Raw genomic sequence first — 22,319 nt, forward strand, 5'->3', positions numbered from 1 at the left:
GGCTGTGGCCGATTCCGGAGCAGAAAGAGCGATATGTCGATCACCAGCCTTGCCGGCACGGTTCATAAATGGCTTGCTCTGGTGTTGCTGCTGCCGATCCTTTTCTGGTTCGGCAGCGGCTTGTTCTTTGCCCTGTCACCGATCGAGCAGGTCCGCAGCGAGCATCTGATGGCGCGCCAACCCGTCCAGTCGATGGCGGTTGCCACCGCCGCCTCGGGCCTCAAACGGCTCGCCGATCAAGGCATCGGCACAGCCGACAGGATCGAGCTCCGGATGCTGCTTGGCAAGCCCGTGGCGCTGGTGAGCCATGGCAAAGATCGACCCAAGCTTTTCGATCTCGCCTCGGGTGTGCAGATCAACCCCGTGTCTTCGGCCACGGCAACAGCCATCGCGCGGCAGGATTATCGCGGGGCTTTTGCGGTCGACCGCGTCGTGGCCATCACGCAAAACTCGCCCGAATATCGCGGCGCATTGCCCGCCTGGGAAGTCCGTCTGAAAGGCGATACCGGCCTGTCGATCTATGTGGCCGCCGATACCGGTCTTGTCACTGCGCGCCGATCCGACCTGTGGCGCGCGTATGATTTCCTGTGGGGCCTGCATATCCTCGACATCAAGGAGCACGAAAACTTCAACAGCTGGCTGCTCGTGCTTGCGGTCGGATCGAGCCTGATCTTGCTGGTATCGGGCATCGTCCTGATCCCCGAACGGCTTGGCTGGATTGCACGGTGGCGACGGACAAAGCGCGCCTGACCCGCCTTACCCCGCGTACAGCTTCACCAGATCGAACAGGTAATCGCGGCCGGCATAGAGTGATTCGATCTTCAGCCGCTCGTTCAGGCCGTGAGTGCCATTGCCGTCCGGATCGATGAAGATGCCCGGGGCGCCGTATACCGGAATGCCGATCGCCTGCAGGAAGATGCCATCGGTGGCACCCGTCGACATCAGCGGCAGCAACGGCACGCCGGGAAAATGCTTCGCCGCCAGTTTTCGCGCGGGATCCATGATCTTGGGATCGAGCTTGGTCGGGATGGCGGTCGGGCGAACCGGCGCATTCGCCGTTACCGTCACCAATGGTCCCGCCAGTTCCTGCAGCTTCAGCCGGGTCTGCTCGACCGTTTCACCGGGGAAGATCCGGCAATTCACATTGGCGGTCGCGCGCTGGGGCAGCGCATTTTCGGCATGGCCCGCCGTCAGGATGGTCGTCACGCAGGTCGTGCGCAGCGTCGAATGCATCGCCTTGTCTCGGCTGATCAGCGCGTCAGCCTCGGTATCAAGGGGGTTGGCGAGCAAACGGGTGATCGCCCCGCCGATCGCGCCGCCAGTGGCCGCTGCCGTCGCAGTGAAAAAGGCGCGCGTCGTATCGGTGAACTTCACCGGAAATTCATAGCCCTGCACCGCCTTGATCGCATCGGCTAGCTCATAGATCGCGTTCTTGGGCACCGGCTGCGAACTGTGCCCGCCGGGATTGGTGGCGAGGAAGGTGTAGTTTTGCGACGCCTTCTCCCCGACCTGCATCGCGAGCAACTGGCGTTTGCCGCTGGCGTCATAGCGCCCGCCCCCGCCCTCGTTGAGCGCGAATTCGGCGGCAATCAGATCGGGCTTGTTCTGCGCGAGCCACTGCGCGCCGTTCCACGCGAACGTCGTTTCCTCGCCACAGGTCAGCGCGAGCTTGATCGTGCGCTTGGGCTTATAGCCATCCTTTTTGAAGCGGATCATGCTGTCCGCCCAGACGGCGGCCTGCGCCTTGTCGTCCATCGTCCCGCGGCCATAATGATAGCCGTTTTCCTCGATCAGCGTGAACGGATCGCGCACCCAATCCTCACGCTTGGCCTCAACCACGTCGAGATGACCGAGCAGCAACATGGGCTTGAGCTTCTTGTCGGTACCCGGCAGCACCGCGACCAGGCCACCGTCCTTGGGATGATCGGGCACGCTGAAATAGGTGATATCGCTATCCGCATAGCCCGCTGCCTTCATCCGCGCGCCGATCTGCGCCGCGGCCTGGGTGCAGCTGCCCGATGACAGCGTCGTGTTGGTCTCAACCAGTTCCTTGTACAGACCGAAAAATGCCTGCTGATCGGGGCGCGACTGGGCCTGCGCGACAACCGGCACGGCAAGCGTCGCCAGCGCCACCCCGCCAGCAAACGCTGCCTTGACCAACTTCATTCCGCCGTTCGTGCCGCGCATCGCCATACCCATCCTGTCTGGTGACCAAGCCCGATGTAGATCGGTTTTGCCGACGATTGGCAATAACCGATCAGCGGCGGCGGCGCGGCAGCGACACGCGCACTTCGCGATTGGCGAAATCGATGTCGACCCGGCGGAACTGGCGCAGCGCATCCATGCCGAGCAACAATGCCGGTCGCTTGCGCAGGCCGAATACGGAAAACGGCGCGGCATCGCGAAATGCGACCGGCAGCGTCTGGAACACCACCCCGCCGATCGTCACATCTTTCACCACCGCATATTCGGCCTCCAGCTTGGCGCCCGTCACGCTGGTCAGCGTGATCATCGCCGATTGCTCGCGCTTGCCGCCGACCAGTTGAAGCATCGCCAGATTGCCCAGCGACACCGCTGTACCGGTATCGACAATCACCCGGATCCGCTTGCCCCGAAAATAGGCGTCGGTGACAACCAGCTGGCGGAACTGGCTGCGCGCCCGGATAACGATTTCGTCGGGGGTGTCGCCGAAATTGGCGGGCCGGGCCGACGCACCGACCAATCGCATCTCGTTCGCTTCAAAATCGATCCGAATCGCATGCCCGGCAAGCAGATCAAGCCCCAGCAACCCCGGTGCGCCGAGATCATAGCCACCAAAGGTCGGCGCCTCGATCCGCGCGATCTCGACGTTGCTCACCCGGAGTTGGGGCATCACTGCCGTGGTGGCGTTGACCGCACCGGTAATCGTCGTCACCCGCACCGTCTTGCCGCGCGCGAGTTTCAACAGCGCGGCCAGTTCGCTCGAAATCACCGATCGTTCGGCCCCGGTATCGATCGTGAACGGATAGGGCCCTTCGCCGCCGATCGTTACCGGCACCGTCATTCGCCCCGGAATGTCGCTGCCCAGTGCGATCACGCTTTCGGTGGTGAGGGGGGCGGGTCCCTGTGCTCGCACATCGCTCGGCACAGGCTGGGCCCATGCCGGGCTGGATATCAGCAGCAATAGCAGGAACATCGGGCCGATCACGTTACGCATGCCGCACGGAATATGCCTGCGCCTTCGTTTCGACAAGGAATCAATCGAGCCGCATCGCCTCCACCGCCAGCGCCTCGGCCTCGATCAGCAACGCATCATCGGCCAGCCCCTGGGGCACGCTTTCCCGTCCGATCATCACCAGCACTGGCACCGCGAGCGGTGACACGCGGTCGAGCGCCACGTGCAACATCGTCCCCGCCGCGCGATCGAGCAGATCGGCAAGCCGCCCGACATCGGTCATCTTCGCGCGCGCATCGGCCCAGGCGGCCTTTAGCAATAGATGTTCAGGCTCATACCGGCGCAGCACGTCATAAATCAGGTCGGTCGAAAAGGTCACCTGTTTGCCGGTCTTGCGTTTGCCCGGCTGTTGCCGCTCGACCAGCCCACCGATCACCGCGACTTCGCGAAAGGCGCGCTTCAACAGGTGCGAGCCTTGCACCCAGTCGACGAACTCATCCTCCAGGATGTCGGCGGAGAACAGTGCGGCGGGCTCCATCACCGGATCGAGCGAATAACAGGCCAGCGCATAATCATTCGCCACGAACCCCAGTGGCTTCAGCCCCAAGGTCTCCATTCGCCGGGTCAGCAACATGCCGAGCGACTGGTGCGCGTTCCACCCTTCGAAACAATAAGCGACCATGTAATGCCGCCCCTCATGCGGGAAGGTTTCGACCAGCAATTGCCCCGGCTGCGGCATGATCGATCGTTTCGACTGGATGTCGAGCCATTCGCGGACATCATCGGGAAAGCGGTGCCAGCCGCCGGGATCGGCGAGGAAACCTCGCACCCGGTTCGCCAGATTGGTGGTCAGCGGCATCCGCGCGCCGCCATAGCTGGGGATACGCGCTGGTCGGGAGGTGGCGCGGACGATCAGGTCCTCATTGTCGATCTTCTCGACCTCAAGGCTCATCCCGGCAAAAAAGAACGTGTCGCGGACTGACAAGGTCGCCGCGAACCCTTCCTCCACCCGCCCCAATTGCCGCCCATTGCGGAACCGCACGCTCAGCATCGTCGCCTCGACGATGATCCCGGCGTTCAGCCGGTGCTGCGCTATGAATTTGGGATGGCTGATGCGCCAGGTGCCATCGGGATCCCGCACCAGCCGCTTGAACTTGTCATAGGCTTTCAGCGCATAGCCGCCGTCGCTGATGAACCCCAGCACCCGGGCGAACTGATCATCGGTCAGCGCCGAATAGGGGAGCGCGGATCGCACCTCGGCCAGCATCGCCGCCTCGTCGAAGGGTGCTGCACAGGCGCAGGCCATGATATGCTGCGCCAGCACATCGAGACCGCCTGCCCGAAAATCATCGGCGTCGAGCTCGCGGTCAGCCACCGCATCGAGCGCCGCGCGTGCCTCGAGATATTCGAAGCGATTGCCCGGCACGACGATCGCCTCGCTCGCCTCGTCGAGCCGGTGATTGGCGCGACCGATCCGCTGGAGCAGCCGTGATGCCCCCTTGGGCGCGCCCATCTGGATGACGCAATCGACGTCCCCCCAGTCGATGCCCATATCGAGGCTGGCGGTGCAGACGAGACCTCGCAATTTGCCGTCGGCCATCGCACTTTCCACCTTACGCCGCGCCTCAAGCGACAGCGATCCGTGGTGGATTCCGATCGGCAGCTGCAGGTCATTCGCCTTCCACAGATCCTGAAAGATCAGCTCGGCGAGCGCGCGGGTGTTGCAAAAGACGAGCGTGGTCCGATGCGTCTCGATTTCGGCGATCACCTGTTCGGCGGCATAGCGCCCCGAATGGCCCGACCAGGGCACGCGCCCTTGCGGCAACAGGATCGAGATATCGGGGTCCGCCCCCGGCTCCCCCTGCACCGTCGTCACCAAATCGATATCGCCATCGGGCGCGAGCCAGGCACGATAGCCATCGGGATCGGCCACGGTCGCCGATAGCGCCACGCGCCGCATCCCTGGCGATATCGCCTGCAGTCGCGCCATAGCGAGCGACAGCAGATCACCGCGCTTCTGCGTGGCAAAGGCGTGCACCTCATCGATCACGATCGTCTTCAGATTGGCAAACATCAGGAACGAGTCGGGATAGCTGATCAGCAGAGACAGCGATTCAGGGGTGGTCAGCAGGATCTGCGGCGGCTTAATCCGCTGGCGCAGCTTGCGATCGCTTGGGGTATCACCGGTGCGCGTTTCGACCCGGATATCGAGGCCCATCTCCGCAATCGGCGTGATCAGGTTGCGCTGCACATCCACCGCCAGCGCTTTCAGCGGCGAGACGTAAAGCGTGTGCAGCCCCTCAGCGGGCGATTCGATCAGTTCGGCCAGGGTCGGCAAAAACCCCGCCAGCGTCTTCCCCGCCCCCGTCGGCGCGACGAGCAGCGCATGCCGACCGGCACGCCCCGCCGCGAGCATGTCGAGCTGGTGCCGCCGGGGCGCCCAACCTTTGTCCGCGAACCAGTCAGTCAAGGGTTGGGGCAGCGGCGGCATCATCCGGCTTGTATAGGCAGCTGGCGGCGGCGTACCACTGGCTGCGGTGCAAGACCTGGGGGCATTTCAATGACCGGACGTTTCCTGATCCGCGCGATCGGCCTCGCGCTACTCGCGCTAGCGCTCGGTGTTATCTTCGTTGTCATCTGGGTGACGATCTATTCCGAGATGATCGATCCAGGCCGGGGGGAAAGTTTTTATCAGGCCTATGCCATGCGTATCGCGCCGGTCATCGGCATCGCCAGCGGTATGCCGTTGCTGTTTATCGGCGGCTGGCTGGCGGCGCGACGTCGCGGAGAGCTGCCGGGCTGGCAAGCAGGCGCGGCGGTGGGCATCGCTTATGCCGTGATCGATCTTCCGCTGATCGCGGTACTGGCAGGCGGGGCGATTCCCTGGGGCTATGTCGCGCTGTCCTACGGCACGAAGATCGCCGCAGCGGCGGCAGGCGGCAGAGCTTCAGCGCGATTGGCGTCGGCGAACGACTGATCAACCGGGAATGCCGTTTGTTTCCGCCATAAGCATCTGCTTGTCTCGCCGCACCTAAGCCAATCGCCAATGGTATGGCCATGCCATCGCCGACATCTCCCGTGCACCTCAAGCAAGGGAGATGTTTCATGTTCACACCAACGTTCACCACGCGCGCGACCAGCTTTTTCGCCATCATGATCGCCGTGCCAGCGGCGGCCGAAGAAGCAAAATCGACGCCGACAGCCAAGCCGTCCAGTGCCACTGCCACTGCCGCCACGGTAAACCGCGCCAAGCCCCCGCGGCACGCAAAGCAACAGCGGAAGCGCCACGAGCATGAACGCAACGAGCGGCACCACGAGCGTTCCGAAGGTCAGACCGATGATCGGTTGGGGAGCGATAACGATGACCGCGATTGAAGCCCGCCCCCGGCGGTGGGACGCGGTCGTTCAAGTAACCCACTGGTCGATCGCGGCGGCGATTCTGGTCAATGCGCTGATCGTCGAGGAAGGATCGGGCGCGCATGTCTGGGTCGGCTATGCGCTGGTTGCTGTTCTGGCGGTGCGGCTGATCTGGGGGTTCATCGGGCCCAAGCCAGCGCGCTTTACTGCCTTTCCGCCCAGCCCCGGGCGGGCGGTGGCGCATATCGGGGATATCGTCGCGGGCCGAAAGCCCGTCCATGCTTCGCACAACCCGTTGGGGGCGCTGATGGTCTACGCGATCTGGGGCACGCTTGGGGTGGTAATCGCAAGCGGCATCGCGATGGCCGGGCTTCCCGACACTGCTACGCTGCGGACGATTGCGTCACCCAGCGCAATGGTCGCAACCGAGTCGGGCGATGAAGCAGGCGAGCGCGAAGGCAGCGAACAGGGCGAAGACCAGGAAGAGCTGCTGGAAGAGGTTCATGAAATGGCGGTCAACGTGCTTTACCTGTTGATCCTTCTCCACATCGCCGGCGTCATCTTCGAAAGTCGGCGGAGCGGACGCCATATCGTGATGGCGATGATACCGGGGCCACGCTAAGCGTTGGCGATGATCGACCGACGGCGCGCGCTAAAACGCAGGACCATGATAACGGTGGTTGTCGTGGTCCTGCAGCTGCTCGCCACATTGTTTTTCCTGGGTGATGTTGTCGGCGACTGGCGCGGGGAGCGGATCAGCGCGCACCTGATCATCGAAGCAGCGGTTTCGATCGCGCTGCTCGCCGGGGTCGTGTTCGGCGCACTGCAAATACGCTGGCTGATCCGGCAAGCCCGCCATGACGAAACCGCTGTGGCGACGGCGCGCGGCGCGATGGCCAATTTGATCCGACTGCGTTTTGCCGAGTGGCGGCTGACGGCTGCCGAAGCCGATGTCGCATTGTTTGCGTTGAAAGGCTGCGACATTGCCGAAATTGCCGCGCTCAGGGCAACCGCAGCCGGCACCGTTCGCGCGCAGTTGACCAACGTGTACGCCAAGGCCGGGGTAAAGTCGCAGGTGGGTCTGATCGCGCAGTTCACTGAAGATTTGGTCGATCGCTGATTCGCGGTCGGTGGCGGTTGTAACCATCCGCCATCCCGCCCCATATCGCTGTCATGACCAAACTCGGCGACTGGATCGAACCGCACGCCCACGGCATCTACGTGCCCGCCGCCGATGTGTGGATCGATCCGTCGCGCCCCTCGCCCCGCGCCCTCGTCACGCATGGCCATGCCGATCATGCGCGCGGCGGCCACGGCGCGGTGTGGGCGACGCCCGCGACGCTGGCGATCATGGGCGTACGCTACGGCCCGCAGGCGGGCACCGCGGTGGCGTATGGCGAGCAGCTAGTGTTTGGCGATGTCGGCGTGCGCTTTGTACCCGCAGGCCATGTGCTCGGCTCGGCGCAGATCGTGCTCACCCATCGCGGCGAAACCGTAATCGTTTCGGGCGACTACAAGCGCCGCGCTGACCCCACCTGCGCCCCGTTCGAACCGGTTAAATGCGATGTCTTCATCACCGAAGCGACCTTTGGCCTGCCCGTCTTTCGCCACCCCGACACGCCAGGCGAGATCGCGAAACTACTCGCCGCACTCCACGCCAACCCCGAACGCTGCGTACTGGTGGGGGCCTATGCGCTCGGCAAGGCGCAGCGCGTGATCCGCGAGCTGCGTGATGCGGGGCACCAAGACCCCATTTATATCCACGGCGCGATGCAGAAGCTGTGCGACCTGTATGTCGCGCACGGCGTCGACCTGGGCGAGTTGCGCCCCGCCACGGTGGCGAACAAGGCGGAAATGGCGGGCCACATCATCGTCGCTCCCCCTTCCGCGCTGCAGGATCGCTGGTCGCGTCGCCTGCCCGATCCGATCACCGCGATGGCGAGCGGCTGGATGCGGGTGCGCCAGCGCGCGGTGCAGCGCGGGGTGGAACTACCGCTGATCCTCTCCGATCATGCCGATTGGGATGAGCTGACCGACACCCTGACCGAGATTGCGCCCAAGGAAGTCTGGGTAACGCATGGCCGCGAGGAGGCACTGGTGCACTGGTGCATGACCCGCCAGATCAAGGCCCGCGCGCTGGCGCTCAGCGGCTATGAGGACGAGGACGATTGAAGGACGACTATGAACGCGTGGAGGTGACCAGTCGGGCCGACTGGCGCGCCTGGCTTGCCGCCAACCACGGCCAGGCAACGCCGATCTGGCTCGTCACCTACAAGCAGGCGGCGGGCGATCGGTACCTGCCCTATGGAGCGATCGTTGAGGAGGCACTGTGTTTCGGCTGGATCGACAGCCTGCCGCGCAAGCTCGATGATCTGCGCACGATGCTGTTGCTCAGTCCCCGCAAGCCGGGGAGCGGTTGGTCTGCCGCCAATCGCGAACGGGCCGAACGGCTGATTGCAGATGGGCAGATGGCAGCAGCGGGGCTGGCGATCGTGGTGGCGGCGCGGGCGGACGGCTCCTGGGATCGGTTAAGGGCGCCCGAAACCGGCGATCCACCCGCCGATCTGGCGGCGGCACTAGCAGCGGCCGGCGCAGACAAGGGCTTTACGGCGCTGTCGCTCGCGACACGTAAGCGCTGCCTGGAATTTTTGGGGTCTGCCCGGCGGGCGGAAACGCGCGCGGCGCGGATCGCCAAGATTGTGGCAGGCGCGCAGGCGGGGGTTGATCCGCTGGCGTGGCGGCCGAAGACTCAGGCGACCGATGCGATCCGCTGATCATCCTCGGCGAGCAGCCACTCTTCAGCTTCCACGGGATCGGTGAAGCATTGCGCGGTGCGCGACCCGATCGCCCGCATCAACTGCATCCGCGCAAGCGACGAGGCGACGACAAAGGCAAGCTTGCGCGAGCGATAGGAGGGATCAGCAAGCATCCCGTGAAACTGCGCCACCATCTCCTGCGACTGGATACCGATTTCGCGGGTATCTGCGAGCGACAGATGCTGGTTGGGCCCGCAGCGCAACTGCTGGTGCACAATCCGCCGCTCATCCTTGAAGGCCTGAAGCGCAGCGGGGGTGAAGAATCCCTTGAGTTTGATCTTCACGAGATCACGGGCGGGATCAGCCTGGATAGAAAAGAAAGCGTTCATGCGGTGCCAGATAAGGCCAATTTGTTGCCAAATCGCAAAAGGGGGCACCGTTATCAGGCGCCTTCAAGCGCCTTTGCGCGGCGACGCTGCACTGAACTGCCGATGCCCAGCGCCTCTCGGTATTTGGCCACAGTCCGCCGGGCGATATCGAACCCCTTCTCTTTCAGCAGATCGACAAGAGTATCGTCGGAGAGGATCGACTTGGCATCCTCCTGCGCAATCAGTGATTTGATCGCGTTCTTCACCGCCTCTGCCGACACCGCATCACCGCCATCAGCGGACTGGATCGCGCTGGTGAAGAAATATTTGAGTTCGTACAGCCCCCGATCGCAGCTCAGATATTTGTTGCTGGTTACCCGACTGACGGTCGATTCGTGCATCTCGATTGCATCGGCGACCTGGCGCAGCGTCATCGGCCGAAGGTGGGCGACACCGTGGATGAAAAACGGCTCCTGCTGCTTCACGATCTCGGTCGCGACCTTGATGATCGTGCGCTGGCGCTGGTCGAGCGCCTTGACCAGCCATTTGGCGCTGGCGAGCATATCCGACAGCCAGGCCTTGCTGTTCTTGTCCTGCGCGCCGGTGGCCAGCTCGGTATAATAGCTGCGGTTGACAAGCAGCCGCGGGAGGGTCGCGGCGTTGATCTCGATCGCCCAGCCGCCCTTGCGCCGCGCGATGAAGATATCGGGCACCACCGCCTGGGCGGGTTCCCCGCCATAGCGACAGCCGGGTTTGGGATCATAATCGCGCAGCTCGCGGATCATGTCGGCCATGTCCTCGTCATCGACGCCGCAGAGCCGCTTGAGCCGCCCCAATTCGCCGCGGGCCAGCAGATCGAGATTGTCGATCAGCCGCGCCATCGCCGGATCATAGCGATCGGCTTCCTTGGCCTGCAGCGCGAGGCATTCGGCAAGATTACGCGCACCCACCCCGGTCGGATCGAAAGTCTGGATCACGCCGAGCACCGCCTCCACCCGCGCGAGCGGCACGCCGAGCCGATTGGCAACCTCCAGCAACGGCACTGTCAGATACCCGCATTCATCGATCTGATCGATCAGGTGGGCGGCGATGAACGAATCGGTACCGCTAAGCACTGGCCCGGCCTGGGCGAGCAGATGGTCGGCCAGGTTGATGTCGGCGGCCGCGAAGCTGTCGAAGTCGGGGCCGTCCTCCCCCGCCATGCCGCTGCCGCTCGCGCCGTTCAGCCCGAGCGACCCATCCATCCCGGCGCCATCGGAAGCGCTGTCATGGTGGAAAGTCTCGGCCGTGAAATCGACATCGAGCGACGCTTCGCCGGCATGGTCACCGCCCAGGATCAGCTCATCAGCGCTGGCCGGTTCGCTTGGCAGTTCAGGTGCTGGCTCCCGGTCGATCGTCGGTCCATCATCATCGGGCGCGCTGGCATCCAGCAGCGGGTTGCGCTCAATCTCTTCCGCGATGAAACCCTCAACCTCGAGGTTGGACAGCGCCAGCAGCCGGATGGCCTGCTGCAGCTGGGGGGTCATCACCAGCGATTGCGACTGGCGCAGATCGAGGCGCGGGCCTAACCCCATCGCAGCTAGAGCGAAAAGCCCTCGCCCAGATACAGGCGGCGGACATTGGCGTCGGCCACCAGTTCGTCGGGCGATCCGGTGAACAGCACCCGGCCGTCATAGATGATATAGGCGCGATCGACGATTTCGAGTGTCTCGCGCACATTATGATCAGTGATCAGCACGCCGATCCCGCGCTTTTTCAGTTCGCGGACGAGATCGCGAATATCGGCGATCGATATCGGGTCAATCCCCGCAAAGGGCTCATCGAGCAGCATGATCGACGGATCGGCGGCAAGCGCACGGGCAATCTCCGCACGGCGACGTTCACCGCCCGACAGCGCCATGGCGGGGGCGTCGCGCAACTTCGTCAGGCCGAAATCATCGAGCAGCTGATCGAGCCGAACCTGCCGCTTGGCAGCATCAGGCTCGGCAAGTTCGAGCACGGTCAGGATGTTCTTTTCAACCGAAAGTCCCCGGAAAATCGATGTTTCCTGGGGCAGATAGCCAAGCCCCAGAATCGCGCGGCGATACATCGGCAAGCCGGTAATGTCGTCGCCATCGAGCATGATCCGGCCCGAATCGGGCTTCACCAGCCCCATCACCGAATAAAAACAGGTCGTCTTGCCCGCACCATTGGGGCCGAGCAGCCCGACCACCTCGCCACGCCCAACCGACACCGATACATCGGACAGCACCGGCCTTTTGTCATACGCCTTGGCGATTGAGACGACGGACAAGCCGCTGCCCATCGTCGCCGTCGTGGCAACGCTGGCAGGGGCGGGCTTCGCCGAAAGGGTGGTGACATCGTCCATAATGCAGCCTCAATGCTTGCAGGAAATGGTTAATGGCGTGTTGAAGAAAGGCAATTGGCAAGCTTCGTGCATGGCTTTTGCACGATCGCCATCGCCGGGGGAAGCCCGGCACCGGGCACCCCACGCGAAATCAATGCTATTTGTCGCGCTTGGGCACCGTGAAGCGCCCCGTTACCCTGCCACCGCTGTTCGATGTCGTGCCGCCAGCACCGCCCACCGCGCCGCCGCCATCAAGATACGCCTTGCCCGAATCGAGATCGATTCGTAGCCGCCCGCCGCTAACCGGGTTGCCGCCCTGCACAAGCATGACGTTACCGATCATGATGATTTCGCGCCGCTGCAGATCATAAACGGCAAACTGGCTGCGCGCTGATTGATCAGGCCGGGTAACGGAGACGCCACCCGATGCATCAAGCCGCGACACCTGCGGGCTGCCATCGACGACCTGACCGGTATAGGCGACGGTCATCCGTGCCGCGTTCAGCGTCATTTCGGCCTGCTTTACCGACACACTGCCAGACAAAACGGCGCGATTGGCCTTATCCTGAAGCTCGATGCGATCAGCACCGAAATCGATCGGGGCGCCCGAATCATGCCGCGTCTGCGCGATCAGTGGCGCGGCGGCGACGACAAGGGTGCTGGCGGCCAGCACGACGGCAAGGCGGATCATATCCATGCGCGCCTATCTCGTCTTTCGCGGCGCAATCCGCAAGCGGGCATCACCGTCCAGGGTAACGACATGCGAATCGAGATCGGCCGACATGCGTGCTGCGCTGAACTTCCCCTGCGGTACCTGGCCCGTGACAGCCCCGCCGCTGTTGAGCTTGCGGGTCTTCAGATCGAGCGTCGCATCGCTCGTCTTCAAATCATAACCGTTGGCAGCGGTAAAACGGATCGGCCCGTCAACCTTTACCTTTTCGGTTCCGAGATCATAGCGCCCGCTATTGGCGCGCAGCGTTGCCCGGCCGTCGGCCAGCGTCATATCCGCCGCCAGCGTCGTCAGCTTGACGACCGGCTCGGCGGAACTCTGTTGCACCGCAGAGCCCGCGCGCAGCGAAAATGGACGGCCCTGTGCATCGACGCCGCGGTAGCGCGCTGACTGGAGCCGGAGCCGTTCCTTGGCCACCTCAACCTTGTTCTTGTCGAGCAGGAAGCTCACGTCCCCGCTCATCGTCAATGGTGCGGTGACAAGGAAGGCCGCGAGCACGCCAATCAATACCGGCAACACGAACCGGGATGTGGCGACCACACGATCATGCGGACTGCCGGGCGCAGCCCAGCGCTGCCGATCGGTGCGCGCGCGGGGGATCGGATTAGTCATCAGTATCAGGCATGCGCAAAAATATCGATTTCGGGCCAGCCAGCCAGATCGAGTTCGGCCCGAGCGGGCAGGAAATCGAAGCATGATTGCGCCAGCGCCATCCGGCCTTCGCGCTCCAGCCGCAGGTCGAGCTCGATCTTCATCGCATGAAGATAGCGCACATCAGAGGCAGCATAATCCTTTTGCGCATCGGACAATATTGGCGATCCCCAGTCCGACGACTGTTGCGCCTTCGATACTTCCTGGCCGAGCAGCTCTCGCACCAGCTCCTTCAGCCCGTGCCGATCGGTATAGGTGCGCACCAACCGCGACGCGATCTTGGTGCAATACACCGGCGTCGCGGTTACCTGAAGGTAATGGCTGATCGCTGCGAGATCGAATCGGGCAAAATGAAACAGCTTCAATCGGTCAGGATCGGCAAGCAGCGCGCGCAGGTTCGGCGCCGCATAATTGCTGCCAGGGGCAAAGCGCACCAGATGCTCGTCCGGCCCGCCATCGGATAGCTGGACCACGCAAAGCCGGTCTCGCGGGGTGATCAAACCCATTGTTTCGGTATCGACGGCAATCGACTGGCCCGGCGCAAAGACGTTGGCGGGCAGATCTTCTTCGTGGAGATAAACGGTCATCAGCGTCGCCTAGACCTGAACGCGGCGACGCTCAATGCTTTGCACGCTTTTTCAACAGCCCGTTGTTGCCGCCAATGGCGATTCTACGGCTGGCGGCAAGCAGAAGTCGTGCCGCGACGAATTTGTTCGCAGCAAGGCAGTTTTTGAGTTATGCACAAGGGGAGGCGCGAGCAGAGGAGCGCCCGGAAACCTGCGTTTGTCGTCCGACGCTCGGATTCTAGCATCTATGACGGGCGAACCAGGAAGACGAACAGGGCATGAGTTTCGATAAAGGGCGCCGCGGGGATCGCGGCGGGCGCGGCAAAGACAAGCGCGATGGTTTTGGCGAAGGCGGTTTCGATAGCGGCTTTGGCGGTGGTGATCGCTTCGGTGGCGGTGGGGACCGCTTCGGCGGCGGCGGCGACCGGTTTGGTGGCGGCGGTGACCGCTTCGGTGGCGGTGGCGGCGGCGGCGGCGGTTTCCGCAGCGGCGGCGGCTTTGGCGGTGCACCTTCGGGTGGCGGCGGGCGCGGCATGCCGCCCCAGGTCGTTGGTGAAGGCACCGGCGTCGTCAAGTTTTTCAACGGTCAAAAGGGCTTCGGCTTCGTCGTTCGCGATGACGGCGGCGAAGACGTGTTTGTTCACATCAGTGCCGTTGAGCAGGCTGGCCTGACCGGTTTGGCCGAAGGTCAGCCGCTCGGCTTCACGCTGGTCGATCGTGGCGGCCGCATTTCGGCGACCGACCTGAAAATCGACGGCGAACCACTGCCAGTCGAAGACCGTGGCCCGCCGCGTGACCGCGACGCCGGCCCCGGCGCACCGCGCGGTGGTGCGGGTGGCCCGCAGCGTCAGCTGACCGGCGAAAAGGCAACCGGGACGGTCAAGTTCTTCAACGCCATGAAGGGCTTCGGCTTCATTCAGCGCGATGATGGCCAGCCCGATGCGTTCGTGCACATCAGTGCCGTCGAGCGTGCCGGGATGCCAACGTTGAACGAAGGCGACCGGCTTGAGTTCGAGCTTGAGGTCGATCGTCGCGGCAAGTTCGCGGCCGTCAATCTGGCGCCGATGCAGTAATTCATCCCGGCACTTGCCTGGGATGTTCGAAAAGCCCGGTACGCAGCCTGCGTGCCGGGCTTTTTCGTTGCAACCTCGCTTGATAATGTAAGGCCTTCAGCGATGAGCCAGATCCTGATCCGTCCCGCCGTCGCCGGCGATATCGCCGCGCTAAATGCCCTGATCCAAAGCGCCTATCGCGGCGATACGGCCCGCCGCGGTTGGACGCATGAGGCTGATTTGCTGGACGGGCAACGAATCGACCCAGCCGGACTTGCCGATATCCTTGTCGATCCCGACCAACATCTGCTGGTTGCCGAAGGCGCCGATGGCGCGCTACTCGGCTGTGTCGAGATTGCCGATCACGGTGAAGGGCTTGCCTATCTAGGACTGTTGTCGGTGGCACCCCAGGGTCAGGCAAAAGGGCTCGGCAGGCAGTTGATCGCCGCTGCAGAGGCCTTTGCGCGCGATCATTTGGGGGCAACCCGGATGGAAATGACGGTGATTCGCCAGCGCACCGAACTGATCGCTTATTACGAGCGGCGCGGTTACCGGCTGACCGGTGAAGAACGCCCGTTTCCCTATGGTGACGAGCGGTTCGGCCTGCCGCGGACCGACGTGCTCGGCTTCGTCGTACTCGCGCGCTCGCTTAGCTGATCAACCGTTTCACCGCCTCGATCGTATCCGCCTCGGCCGCCGGTTTGTCGATCCTGATCCGCGCGATCCGGGGAAAGCGCATCGCGACGCCCGATTTGTGGCGTTTTGAGGCGTGGATCGAATCGAACGCGATCTCCAGCACGAGCGTCTTTTCCACCTCGCGCACCGGGCCGAAGCGCGCCGTCGTGTGATCGCGCACGAACTTGTCGAGCACCTTCAGCTCCTCGTCGGTAATCCCAGAATAGGCTTTCCCTACGGGCAGCAATTCGCCCCCTGCCGCCGGATCCCCCGTCCAGCAGCCAAAGGTGTAATCGGAATAAAAGGATGAGCGGCGGCCGCTGCCGCGCTGGGCGTACATCATCACACAATCGGCTGAGAGCGGGTTGCGTTTCCATTTATACCACAGCCCCGTCCGGCGCCCCGTAACATAGGGCGAATCGCGGCGTTTGAGCATAACGCCTTCGATCGCGGCATCGCGTGCTCCACCGCGAATCGCCTCAAGCGCATCAAAATCGGGCGCGTCGATAATCCGACTGATGTCGAACCTGTCGGAGTCGAGTGCCGGAACGAACGCCTCCAGCCGGGCACGGCGCGCATGCCATGGCAGCTCGCGCACATCCTGCACGCCATCGAACAGGATATCGTAGAGCCGAACGAAGGCCGGATACTCTGCCAGCATCTTGGCCGACACGACCTTGCGCCCCAAGCGTTGCTGCAACGCGTTGAAGCTCGCCGCCGCCCCGCCCTCAACGGCGCTGCCCTGCTCATCGCCCTTTACCATCAGTTCGCCGTCGACCACGCCCGGGGTGACAAAGGCGCGTGCGACGTCCGGAAAACTCGCGGTGATATCGTCGCCGGCCCGACTGTAGAGCCGCGTTTCGCCGCCGACATGGACGATCTGGACGCGGATGCCATCCCATTTCCATTCGGCCACATAATCGTCGAGACTGACGCGCAGATCCTCCAGCGGATGGGCGAGCATGAAGGATCGGAACACCGGCATGTCGGTGGCGATCGGCTGGGGACCACGCCCCTCTCCCCAGACGAACAACGACGCATAGGGTGGTGCAAGCCCGTGCCAGACTTCCTCCACCGCATCGACATCGAGCGCGAAAGCCTGCGCCAGCGCGGTCTTGGCGAGGCGGGCCGAAACGCCGATCCGCAGCGCCCCGGTCGCCATCTTGAGCAAGGCAAAGCGCTCGCTTGCATCGAGCCGGTCGAGCATTGCGGCGAGCACCACCGGCCCTTCCGCCCGGCTCGCCCGTGCCAGCGTATCGACCACCTCGCCCAGCGTCAGTGGGGGCAGATCGGCTCTGTCCCCCGACGAAACCGGCCAGAGCAAGGCCACCGTCTCGGCGGTATCCCCCACATAATCGCGGCTCATACGGAACAGCACCGGGTCGACCCGCGCCTCGATCAGCGCGCGGATGATCGCCGGTTTCACCGCCGGAATATCGAGATCACCGGTCAGCGCCGCCATTGCCCAGCCCCGATCGGGATCCGGTACGGCGCGGACATAATCGGCGATCAGCTTCAGCTTGGCGTTGCGCGACCTTGTGTAGATGAGCGCATCGAGCAGATCGGCAAAACGGCGCATGGCGGGGCGTTAGGGCTTAGCCTGGCTGATCGCTTCCCCCGTTACCGCCTCTCGCGTGACCGATTCCAGGACGATCGGCTCGCGCGTGATCACCTCATCGAGCACGGCCACATTCATCCCCAGTTTCCGCACGACCATCACATTATGCGCCGATTTGCCGTCCGGCCGGAGCGTCAGGAACTGTTTTGCCCGAAAACCGCCCTTCATGGTGAAGCGCAGCACCAGGCGATCTCCTTTGGTGACCCCAGTAACCCCGCCGGTCGCATCGCTGAGTGTGCCGACATAATGATCGGGCGTCGTCTCGCGGATCCGCCATTGGCGCTTCTTGGGCGGCTTGCCGCCTTCCTCGACGATCTGATCGAGCACCAACGTCCCATCGCGCTCCATCCGGCCCATGCCGTGCACCGCCACGGGCTTGGCCTGGCGCATGATCACTTTCAACGTCGCGCGCCCTTCGGTGCGGCCATTGAAGAATTCGGTCGCGGCAAAGCGCGGAGCCGGGGCCTGTCGCTCGATGCGCGGCATTGGTACACAGCCGCCAATCGCCAACACGCTCGATACCAGGGCGATGCCTGCCGCTTTTCGTGACATTCGATGCTCCATACCGTCCATGCGGCCTCCGCTGCCTTCCCTATTCGACTGTTGCTTGCCCAACGACAAGGCGATCACGGCTCCGTCCGCTGTTCACAACGCCCTGCCCGCCCCTTCAGGTTCTGTCGCAGAATGCCGGCATCGCACAGCATGCGAAAAAAGCTCGGATCCCGCACATAATCGAGGAAATCATGCTTGCTGCGCGGCGGATCGGTGAAATAGGGCGTCATCGGGTAACCACCCTCCTGCGCAATAGCCCGGCCAACTTCGGGCTCCAGCCCCAGCGTGGTGGGATTGAAGCGATACTGGAAGCCGACCCCCTTTTTCAGCACCGGATCAGCGATGTTGACGACATAGCGGATCGATTTCAGCTGATCGCTGAACCGCCGCAGTTCGACACAGCCAATCCAGGGGCGTTCATCATCATCCTTGATCACGGGCGCCTTGGCGAGCAGGCGCCTGCGCGGCACGATCGTCGCGACATCGAACCGTTCCTGCTCGCGCGCATCACAAAAATCGATCCGCCCGACGGCCGCGGCCATTAACAGCACATGGATTTTGCTGCCCTGTTCCTTCAGCGGATCGGGTTCGAGCAGGCGGGTAATCGGCAGCTTCCACCCGGCGGAGACGGCATTGGTATCCGCCTTGAACTGGCGATCATAGACCGGGTTGCCGAGCGCGGAGAGGATCACCGACGCCCCCCGGCTATGCGCGATCAGATAGACCGATTTGCCCGGAAGCCGATCAAGCACCCGCCGCAGACCACGCGAGCCCGCGACCTGGCTATAGCCGGCCGCGTTGAACCAGATTTTCAGCGCCCCCAGCCCCGACCCGGTCAGCCCGTCCCAGTAAAATCGGATCACGCCATCGCCGGGCCCGATCGCCAGCCGGTCTTCGATCGCCTGAAAGGACGGGTCGGTTTCCGCCACGGTGCTGTTGAACCCATGCACCAAGACGTAAATGCGCTGCTTGTTCGCGGCAAAGGCGGCAATCGCATCGAGCTGGCGGGTCTCGTCAGCGTCGATCCGGGCGCGGAATGCAGCGCCGCCGCCCTTTATCCAGCGGCCATCGGCAAAGTTGAGCAGGCTGGCCCCCGGCAATTGGCGCGGCGGCTTGAACGGCGTGGCGGCGCATTTCTTGGGGCTCAGCACCTGGCTGCACCAACCGCTGGGATAGAAGCTGCCATTGGCATCGACAAACACTGCCGCATCGCGCGCCGTTGCCGGATCGGCCTGTTGCGGCACAATGAACTGGTCGCTCGCGGGCAGGACATGGCCGGCGCAGGCGGCCAGCAGCAGGATAGCGGATAGAATAGCGAACCGGGTAGCGACGGCACGAATGGACAGGCGCATCACCGATTCTCCCCCGGCTGGATGCGCAGAAGCAGAGACGCTGAACGAGGTAACGTCAAGCTGAGGGAGCGATGCGACGATCTGACCGCACCGTCGCGCGCGGCGAAGTTGCGGAAGTTGCGGGTCTCGCGCTATATTGGCGAGATCTAAAAACATGCAAAGCCAATAGCTTGTGCTGATACCGGACGACAGGTGCCGTTATGGCTGCAGCCCATAAGGTGCGGCCATAAGCGCAGGACATCGGCGGCGAGGATCGGCGAAACTGCATCGGCGGGTTATCGCACAAGGCCGTAGCTGTAGGAAAGTCATGCGTAACGGGTGACAAGGCCCGGCGATCGCCGCTTGGCGATTGCCCATGCCTCGCGATATCACCCCTTCATGCTGAACTCTTCCTTTCGCTCTCGCCTCCGCGCGTTCCAGGCAATGCGGGGTGACAATCCCGCTCCCGGCTTCATTGCCGATCTGGAGTTTCTGGAGAATCGCGATCTCGACTTGTCGGTGCGGATCGGCGGGATGCTGGCGTTCAATGCGCTGATGGTGACGATCGGCACGCACCCGATTTCCGCGAGCCCCGGCGCGCCGCTGAGCGTGGATGCGGCGACCCAGCCGGGCCTGACGATCGCGAGTCTGGTGGGCATTGCGCCATTGATCTTCTCCAGCGCTTTGTGCCTGCGCGCACTGCTGCTGGGCGAGGAGTTCGATACCGAGGGGCTGGAGGGTGCCAGCACCGATGCCGATCCGACCGCTGGCGACGCGGCACGGCTGCAACGCCGCCTGTTCGCCGCCTTTGTCCACTCGATCGATGCGCAAAGCCATTTGCTCCGCCGCGCGGTGATGACGTCTGCGATTGGGGGCACGATGACGCTGGCGGTGTGGGTGGCGATATTGGCGGAGAAGATGGCGGGGTGACGCGGCGCGCTGCCGTTGCCAAATTTAGCGCAGAATCGTATAAGGCGCACATGGCACAGATGAACATCTCGATCCCCGAAGCGCTGAAAAGCTGGGCAGAAGCGCGCGTGGCGGAGGGAAGCTACAGCAGCACCAGCGATTATGTCCGCGATCTGGTGCGGCGCGACCGGGACTATGACCGGAAGCTGAAAGCGCTGCAGGCGGCAATCGATGAGGGGTTGGCTTCTGGGGTGAGTGAGCGCGACCCCTTTGTGTACCTGGACGAATTGCGCGCGGGCTTGAGGGAGCGTGGCGAGAGCGCCGATGCGGCTCGAGCTCAGCCGCCGCGCCGAAGCCGATCTGCTTGATATCCGGGATTACAGCGTCGATCAGTTCGGGATCGATCGGGCAATTTTGTATCTGGACGGCATCGAGGATGCATTTCGTCTGCTCATCGATTTTCCCAAGACGGGCAGCCTGCATCCGACGCTCACGCCGTCGGTTCGGTCGATGGCATGCCAGCGGCACCGGATATTCTATGTGATCGAGGGGGACGCGGTGGTGATCCGCCGCATCCTGCACAGCGCGATGGATGCCGCGCGACATTTATAGGACCACGATTAATCGGGCCTTGCGTACTCAATCAAATCCCACAAATTACCGTAGAGATCTTCGAACACCGCGACCGTGCCGTACGGTTCGTGGCGGGGGCTTTTGGTGAAGTGCACCCCGGCGGCCGTGAAGGCGGCATGATCGCGCGCGAAATCATCGGTGGCGAGGAACAGGAAGACGCGGCCGCTGCTTTGGTTGCCTATTGCTGCCGCCTGTTCGGGCTGATCGGTGTCCTCGACGAGGGTGAAACCGAGCTTGCCGATGTAAAAGGCGAGCGCCTCGTCATAATCGCGGACGAGAAGGGCGATGTGGGCGAGATGGGGCGTGGCCTATACATTGACATTGGACAGAACTTTGTACATATCAATTCGATGCAAGCTGTCTCCTATTCCGAAGCGCGTGAGAATTTGAAGGCGATGATCGACAAGGTCGTCGCCGATCGTGCACCCTTGGCCATCACGCGCCAGCGCGGCGAGGGCGCGGTGCTGATCTCGGCAAGCGAATGGGCGTCGATCGAGGAAACGCTCTATCTGCTGTCTTCGCCGAAAAACGCTGAGCGCCTGCTGGAAGCGGTACGTGGGTTCGAAGCTGGCGGCGAGTCCGAGGCTATCGCGTTCCCGTGAACGTGACGTTCTGGCCGACGGCGTGGGAGGATTACCGCCATTGGCAAGCGCATGACGCCAAAATGCTCGACAAGCTCCACACGCTAATCGAGGAATGCCGCCGTCACCCGTTCAAAGGCACCGGCAAGCCGGAACCGCTCGGCGGAAACCTGTCGGGCTGGTGGTCGCGGCGGATCAGTCAGGAGCACCGGTTGGTGTACCGGGTGGCGGGTAGTGGGGACGCGCAGACGCTGCAGGTGGCGCAGTGCCGGTATCATTATTGAAGCCCAGACCGATACCGATCTGAATTTGGGCATTTATAGAACTGTTATCGTAACCCCAACGTTGTCTTCATTGACTTAACGTAGATCGGGTCGCAGCTATAAGTCATGTATGTTAGCGGATCGCCTTTTCGAGAATATAAGCCTTTGCAGCCGGTTCGAGAAATGAGGCGCAACGAATTTTGCTGGTGTACATCGGGCAAGAAATGGAAAAGATGCCACGCAATTCGCGAGCATCAAGTTCAACTGCCGCTACCAGTCCTTCATTCAAAGTTTTATAATGAGGCAAAGGTAACGGGCATCTGCTTTCACCCAGATGCTCCCGAAAAATGCTCAGGAGGTGCAATTCGTGCCCACACAATTCAAAAACGTACCGGCCTTTTAGAAATAGCCGAAAATGGTCACGTTCTATCGGGACGTAATTCAAATCCACGAACTAACACAGATGATTTGCAATTAATCGGTATAAATTCTGCATCTACCTTTCGAGGATTTTGCTCATTTCATGATACAATCACTTTCAGAGCGGCTGAGATTATCAACAATCCCACAAAGTTAGCAGCATTCTTATTGTCGTATAGAGCTTCATGCTACGAAATATATATGAAACAAGTGGCGCTACCTACCTTGAGGTTTTTGCGTGATAACCTGGACGCAGGCCGCAGTTTTGATGAACAGGCTGAAATCCAGCAAGAACTCAACGCAGCTATTTTTTCTATGAAATTAGGTTTTGGCGAGCATTCTAGATTGAAAGTCTT

The 22,319-nt window shown here is 62.6% G+C and carries 28 protein-coding genes; 15 read left to right on the forward strand and 13 right to left on the reverse strand.

The window, feature by feature from the left end; genetic code table 11:
- Positions 1 to 33: 33 nt before the first annotated feature.
- Entirely contained in the window at positions 34 to 750 is a 717-nt protein-coding gene (locus B7Y49_RS08630) for a PepSY domain-containing protein (RefSeq protein ID WP_374127182.1), read from the forward strand.
- A 6-nt stretch (positions 751 to 756) separates the two neighbouring features.
- On the opposite strand, the gene B7Y49_RS08635 is transcribed toward B7Y49_RS08630, so the two are convergent.
- The 3 genes from B7Y49_RS08635 to B7Y49_RS08645 all read right to left on the reverse strand — a co-directional run bounded on the left by B7Y49_RS08635 (position 757) and on the right by B7Y49_RS08645 (position 5,648).
- Complete coding sequence (locus tag B7Y49_RS08635) at positions 757 to 2,187, reverse strand: M20/M25/M40 family metallo-hydrolase (RefSeq protein WP_374127183.1); 1,431 nt, start codon at positions 2,185 to 2,187, stop codon at positions 757 to 759.
- A gap of 70 nt (positions 2,188 to 2,257) precedes the next feature.
- The gene (locus B7Y49_RS08640; protein WP_374127184.1) at positions 2,258 to 3,196 is read right to left on the reverse strand and encodes an aspartyl protease family protein; all 939 of its coding nucleotides are present in this window, start codon (positions 3,194 to 3,196) and stop codon (positions 2,258 to 2,260) included.
- A gap of 40 nt (positions 3,197 to 3,236) precedes the next feature.
- Positions 3,237 to 5,648, reverse strand: coding sequence for a ligase-associated DNA damage response DEXH box helicase (locus B7Y49_RS08645; RefSeq protein WP_374127185.1), 2,412 nt, complete (start codon positions 5,646 to 5,648; stop codon positions 3,237 to 3,239).
- 66 nt (positions 5,649 to 5,714) lie between these two features.
- On the opposite strand from B7Y49_RS08645, the gene B7Y49_RS08650 reads away from it, so the two are divergent.
- The 6 genes from B7Y49_RS08650 to B7Y49_RS08675 all read left to right on the forward strand — a co-directional run bounded on the left by B7Y49_RS08650 (position 5,715) and on the right by B7Y49_RS08675 (position 9,285).
- Positions 5,715 to 6,131 (forward strand): hypothetical protein, encoded by a 417-nt coding sequence (locus tag B7Y49_RS08650; RefSeq protein ID WP_374127186.1) that lies wholly within the window; start codon positions 5,715 to 5,717, stop codon positions 6,129 to 6,131.
- A gap of 128 nt (positions 6,132 to 6,259) precedes the next feature.
- On the forward strand, positions 6,260 to 6,529 hold the full coding sequence (locus B7Y49_RS08655) for a hypothetical protein (protein WP_374127187.1): 270 nt from the start codon (positions 6,260 to 6,262) through the stop codon (positions 6,527 to 6,529).
- On the forward strand, positions 6,516 to 7,133 hold the full coding sequence (locus B7Y49_RS08660) for a cytochrome b/b6 domain-containing protein (protein WP_374127188.1): 618 nt from the start codon (positions 6,516 to 6,518) through the stop codon (positions 7,131 to 7,133). Before B7Y49_RS08655 ends, B7Y49_RS08660 begins: the two co-directional genes overlap by 14 nt.
- 45 nt (positions 7,134 to 7,178) lie before the next feature.
- Positions 7,179 to 7,631, forward strand: a complete 453-nt coding sequence (locus tag B7Y49_RS08665) for a helix-turn-helix transcriptional regulator (RefSeq protein ID WP_374127189.1) — start codon at positions 7,179 to 7,181, stop codon at positions 7,629 to 7,631.
- Between the two features lie 53 nt (positions 7,632 to 7,684).
- The gene (locus B7Y49_RS08670; RefSeq protein ID WP_374127190.1) at positions 7,685 to 8,683 is read left to right on the forward strand and encodes a ligase-associated DNA damage response exonuclease; all 999 of its coding nucleotides are present in this window, start codon (positions 7,685 to 7,687) and stop codon (positions 8,681 to 8,683) included.
- Positions 8,680 to 9,285 (forward strand): YdeI family protein, encoded by a 606-nt coding sequence (locus tag B7Y49_RS08675; protein ID WP_374127191.1) that lies wholly within the window; start codon positions 8,680 to 8,682, stop codon positions 9,283 to 9,285. Before B7Y49_RS08670 ends, B7Y49_RS08675 begins: the two co-directional genes overlap by 4 nt.
- On the opposite strand, the gene B7Y49_RS08680 is transcribed toward B7Y49_RS08675, so the two are convergent.
- From B7Y49_RS08680 to B7Y49_RS08705, 6 genes are all read right to left on the reverse strand, one after another.
- Positions 9,261 to 9,656, reverse strand: a complete 396-nt coding sequence (locus B7Y49_RS08680) for a hypothetical protein (protein WP_374127192.1) — start codon at positions 9,654 to 9,656, stop codon at positions 9,261 to 9,263. The two genes, B7Y49_RS08675 and B7Y49_RS08680, sit on opposite strands and share 25 nt — an antisense overlap.
- A gap of 53 nt (positions 9,657 to 9,709) precedes the next feature.
- Positions 9,710 to 11,209, reverse strand: coding sequence for an RNA polymerase sigma-54 factor (rpoN, locus tag B7Y49_RS08685; RefSeq protein WP_374127193.1), 1,500 nt, complete (start codon positions 11,207 to 11,209; stop codon positions 9,710 to 9,712).
- Between the two features lie 5 nt (positions 11,210 to 11,214).
- Complete coding sequence (gene lptB, locus B7Y49_RS08690) at positions 11,215 to 12,003, reverse strand: ABC transporter ATP-binding protein (RefSeq protein ID WP_374127194.1); 789 nt, start codon at positions 12,001 to 12,003, stop codon at positions 11,215 to 11,217.
- 136 nt (positions 12,004 to 12,139) lie between these two features.
- On the reverse strand, positions 12,140 to 12,673 hold the full coding sequence (locus tag B7Y49_RS08695) for an LptA/OstA family protein (protein ID WP_374127207.1): 534 nt from the start codon (positions 12,671 to 12,673) through the stop codon (positions 12,140 to 12,142).
- A gap of 12 nt (positions 12,674 to 12,685) precedes the next feature.
- Positions 12,686 to 13,324 (reverse strand): LPS export ABC transporter periplasmic protein LptC, encoded by a 639-nt coding sequence (lptC, locus tag B7Y49_RS08700; RefSeq protein WP_374127195.1) that lies wholly within the window; start codon positions 13,322 to 13,324, stop codon positions 12,686 to 12,688.
- A 5-nt stretch (positions 13,325 to 13,329) separates the two neighbouring features.
- Positions 13,330 to 13,950: a ribonuclease D gene (locus B7Y49_RS08705; RefSeq protein WP_374127196.1), complete on the reverse strand. Its 621-nt coding sequence runs from the start codon at positions 13,948 to 13,950 to the stop codon at positions 13,330 to 13,332.
- Positions 13,951 to 14,207: 257 nt separating this feature from the next.
- On the opposite strand from B7Y49_RS08705, the gene B7Y49_RS08710 reads away from it, so the two are divergent.
- The gene (locus B7Y49_RS08710) at positions 14,208 to 15,002 is read left to right on the forward strand and encodes a cold-shock protein (protein WP_374127197.1); all 795 of its coding nucleotides are present in this window, start codon (positions 14,208 to 14,210) and stop codon (positions 15,000 to 15,002) included.
- Between the two features lie 102 nt (positions 15,003 to 15,104).
- A complete protein-coding gene (locus B7Y49_RS08715) occupies positions 15,105 to 15,638 on the forward strand; it encodes a GNAT family N-acetyltransferase (protein ID WP_374127198.1) in 534 nt (177 codons plus the stop codon).
- Here B7Y49_RS08715 and B7Y49_RS08720 read toward each other — a convergent pair.
- From B7Y49_RS08720 to B7Y49_RS08730, 3 genes are all read right to left on the reverse strand, one after another.
- Positions 15,631 to 17,235: an ATP-dependent DNA ligase gene (locus B7Y49_RS08720; RefSeq protein WP_374127199.1), complete on the reverse strand. Its 1,605-nt coding sequence runs from the start codon at positions 17,233 to 17,235 to the stop codon at positions 15,631 to 15,633. The two genes, B7Y49_RS08715 and B7Y49_RS08720, sit on opposite strands and share 8 nt — an antisense overlap.
- Positions 17,236 to 17,244: 9 nt before the next feature.
- Positions 17,245 to 17,826, reverse strand: a complete 582-nt coding sequence (locus tag B7Y49_RS08725; protein WP_374127200.1) for a DUF3833 family protein — start codon at positions 17,824 to 17,826, stop codon at positions 17,245 to 17,247.
- A gap of 74 nt (positions 17,827 to 17,900) precedes the next feature.
- Positions 17,901 to 19,178, reverse strand: coding sequence for an alpha/beta hydrolase (locus B7Y49_RS08730; protein WP_374127201.1), 1,278 nt, complete (start codon positions 19,176 to 19,178; stop codon positions 17,901 to 17,903).
- 378 nt (positions 19,179 to 19,556) lie between these two features.
- Here B7Y49_RS08730 and B7Y49_RS08735 point away from each other — a divergent pair, with 378 nt between their 5' ends.
- Genes B7Y49_RS08735 through B7Y49_RS08745 form a run of 3 tightly spaced genes read left to right on the forward strand, consistent with a single transcriptional unit; the run spans position 19,557 to position 20,678 of the window.
- Complete coding sequence (locus B7Y49_RS08735) at positions 19,557 to 20,087, forward strand: hypothetical protein (protein ID WP_374127202.1); 531 nt, start codon at positions 19,557 to 19,559, stop codon at positions 20,085 to 20,087.
- Positions 20,088 to 20,137: 50 nt separating this feature from the next.
- A complete protein-coding gene (locus B7Y49_RS08740; protein WP_374127203.1) occupies positions 20,138 to 20,434 on the forward strand; it encodes a type II toxin-antitoxin system ParD family antitoxin in 297 nt (98 codons plus the stop codon).
- Positions 20,376 to 20,678 carry a type II toxin-antitoxin system RelE/ParE family toxin gene (locus B7Y49_RS08745; RefSeq protein WP_374127204.1) on the forward strand — a complete coding sequence of 101 codons (303 nt, stop codon included), beginning with the start codon at positions 20,376 to 20,378 and terminating at the stop codon, positions 20,676 to 20,678. Before B7Y49_RS08740 ends, B7Y49_RS08745 begins: the two co-directional genes overlap by 59 nt.
- 8 nt (positions 20,679 to 20,686) lie before the next feature.
- Here B7Y49_RS08745 and B7Y49_RS08750 read toward each other — a convergent pair whose 3' ends face one another.
- Positions 20,687 to 20,986 carry a VOC family protein gene (locus B7Y49_RS08750; RefSeq protein WP_374127208.1) on the reverse strand — a complete coding sequence of 100 codons (300 nt, stop codon included), beginning with the start codon at positions 20,984 to 20,986 and terminating at the stop codon, positions 20,687 to 20,689.
- Positions 20,987 to 21,049: 63 nt separating this feature from the next.
- Between B7Y49_RS08750 and B7Y49_RS08755 the strand changes: the two genes are divergently transcribed.
- The 3 genes from B7Y49_RS08755 to B7Y49_RS08765 all read left to right on the forward strand — a co-directional run.
- On the forward strand, positions 21,050 to 21,301 hold the full coding sequence (locus B7Y49_RS08755) for a type II toxin-antitoxin system Phd/YefM family antitoxin (protein WP_374127209.1): 252 nt from the start codon (positions 21,050 to 21,052) through the stop codon (positions 21,299 to 21,301).
- Positions 21,298 to 21,564 carry a type II toxin-antitoxin system YoeB family toxin gene (locus tag B7Y49_RS08760; RefSeq protein WP_374127205.1) on the forward strand — a complete coding sequence of 89 codons (267 nt, stop codon included), beginning with the start codon at positions 21,298 to 21,300 and terminating at the stop codon, positions 21,562 to 21,564. Before B7Y49_RS08755 ends, B7Y49_RS08760 begins: the two co-directional genes overlap by 4 nt.
- Positions 21,565 to 21,669: 105 nt before the next feature.
- The coding region (locus B7Y49_RS08765) for an SEC-C metal-binding domain-containing protein (protein WP_374127206.1) at positions 21,670 to 22,319 on the forward strand (650 nt) is incomplete at its 3' end.

The organism is Sphingomonas sp. 28-62-11 (assembly GCF_002278865.1).
Taxonomy (GTDB): domain Bacteria; phylum Pseudomonadota; class Alphaproteobacteria; order Sphingomonadales; family Sphingomonadaceae; genus Sphingomonas.

Coding starts and splice junctions, on each gene's coding strand:
- B7Y49_RS08630 (WP_374127182.1), top strand. CDS start 34: ATGTCGATCACCAGCCTTGCCGGCACGGTTCATAAATGGCTTGCTCTG.
- B7Y49_RS08635 (WP_374127183.1), bottom strand. CDS start 2,187: ATGCGCGGCACGAACGGCGGAATGAAGTTGGTCAAGGCAGCGTTTGCT.
- B7Y49_RS08640 (WP_374127184.1), bottom strand. CDS start 3,196: ATGCGTAACGTGATCGGCCCGATGTTCCTGCTATTGCTGCTGATATCC.
- B7Y49_RS08645 (WP_374127185.1), bottom strand. CDS start 5,648: ATGATGCCGCCGCTGCCCCAACCCTTGACTGACTGGTTCGCGGACAAA.
- B7Y49_RS08650 (WP_374127186.1), top strand. CDS start 5,715: ATGACCGGACGTTTCCTGATCCGCGCGATCGGCCTCGCGCTACTCGCG.
- B7Y49_RS08655 (WP_374127187.1), top strand. CDS start 6,260: ATGTTCACACCAACGTTCACCACGCGCGCGACCAGCTTTTTCGCCATC.
- B7Y49_RS08660 (WP_374127188.1), top strand. CDS start 6,516: ATGACCGCGATTGAAGCCCGCCCCCGGCGGTGGGACGCGGTCGTTCAA.
- B7Y49_RS08665 (WP_374127189.1), top strand. CDS start 7,179: ATGATAACGGTGGTTGTCGTGGTCCTGCAGCTGCTCGCCACATTGTTT.
- B7Y49_RS08670 (WP_374127190.1), top strand. CDS start 7,685: ATGACCAAACTCGGCGACTGGATCGAACCGCACGCCCACGGCATCTAC.
- B7Y49_RS08680 (WP_374127192.1), bottom strand. CDS start 9,656: ATGAACGCTTTCTTTTCTATCCAGGCTGATCCCGCCCGTGATCTCGTG.
- rpoN (WP_374127193.1), bottom strand. CDS start 11,209: ATGGGGTTAGGCCCGCGCCTCGATCTGCGCCAGTCGCAATCGCTGGTG.
- lptB (WP_374127194.1), bottom strand. CDS start 12,003: ATGGACGATGTCACCACCCTTTCGGCGAAGCCCGCCCCTGCCAGCGTT.
- B7Y49_RS08695 (WP_374127207.1), bottom strand. CDS start 12,673: ATGATCCGCCTTGCCGTCGTGCTGGCCGCCAGCACCCTTGTCGTCGCC.
- lptC (WP_374127195.1), bottom strand. CDS start 13,324: ATGACTAATCCGATCCCCCGCGCGCGCACCGATCGGCAGCGCTGGGCT.
- B7Y49_RS08705 (WP_374127196.1), bottom strand. CDS start 13,950: ATGACCGTTTATCTCCACGAAGAAGATCTGCCCGCCAACGTCTTTGCG.
- B7Y49_RS08710 (WP_374127197.1), top strand. CDS start 14,208: ATGAGTTTCGATAAAGGGCGCCGCGGGGATCGCGGCGGGCGCGGCAAA.
- B7Y49_RS08715 (WP_374127198.1), top strand. CDS start 15,105: ATGAGCCAGATCCTGATCCGTCCCGCCGTCGCCGGCGATATCGCCGCG.
- B7Y49_RS08720 (WP_374127199.1), bottom strand. CDS start 17,235: ATGCGCCGTTTTGCCGATCTGCTCGATGCGCTCATCTACACAAGGTCG.
- B7Y49_RS08725 (WP_374127200.1), bottom strand. CDS start 17,826: ATGTCACGAAAAGCGGCAGGCATCGCCCTGGTATCGAGCGTGTTGGCG.
- B7Y49_RS08730 (WP_374127201.1), bottom strand. CDS start 19,178: ATGCGCCTGTCCATTCGTGCCGTCGCTACCCGGTTCGCTATTCTATCC.
- B7Y49_RS08735 (WP_374127202.1), top strand. CDS start 19,557: ATGCTGAACTCTTCCTTTCGCTCTCGCCTCCGCGCGTTCCAGGCAATG.
- B7Y49_RS08740 (WP_374127203.1), top strand. CDS start 20,138: ATGGCACAGATGAACATCTCGATCCCCGAAGCGCTGAAAAGCTGGGCA.
- B7Y49_RS08755 (WP_374127209.1), top strand. CDS start 21,050: ATGCAAGCTGTCTCCTATTCCGAAGCGCGTGAGAATTTGAAGGCGATG.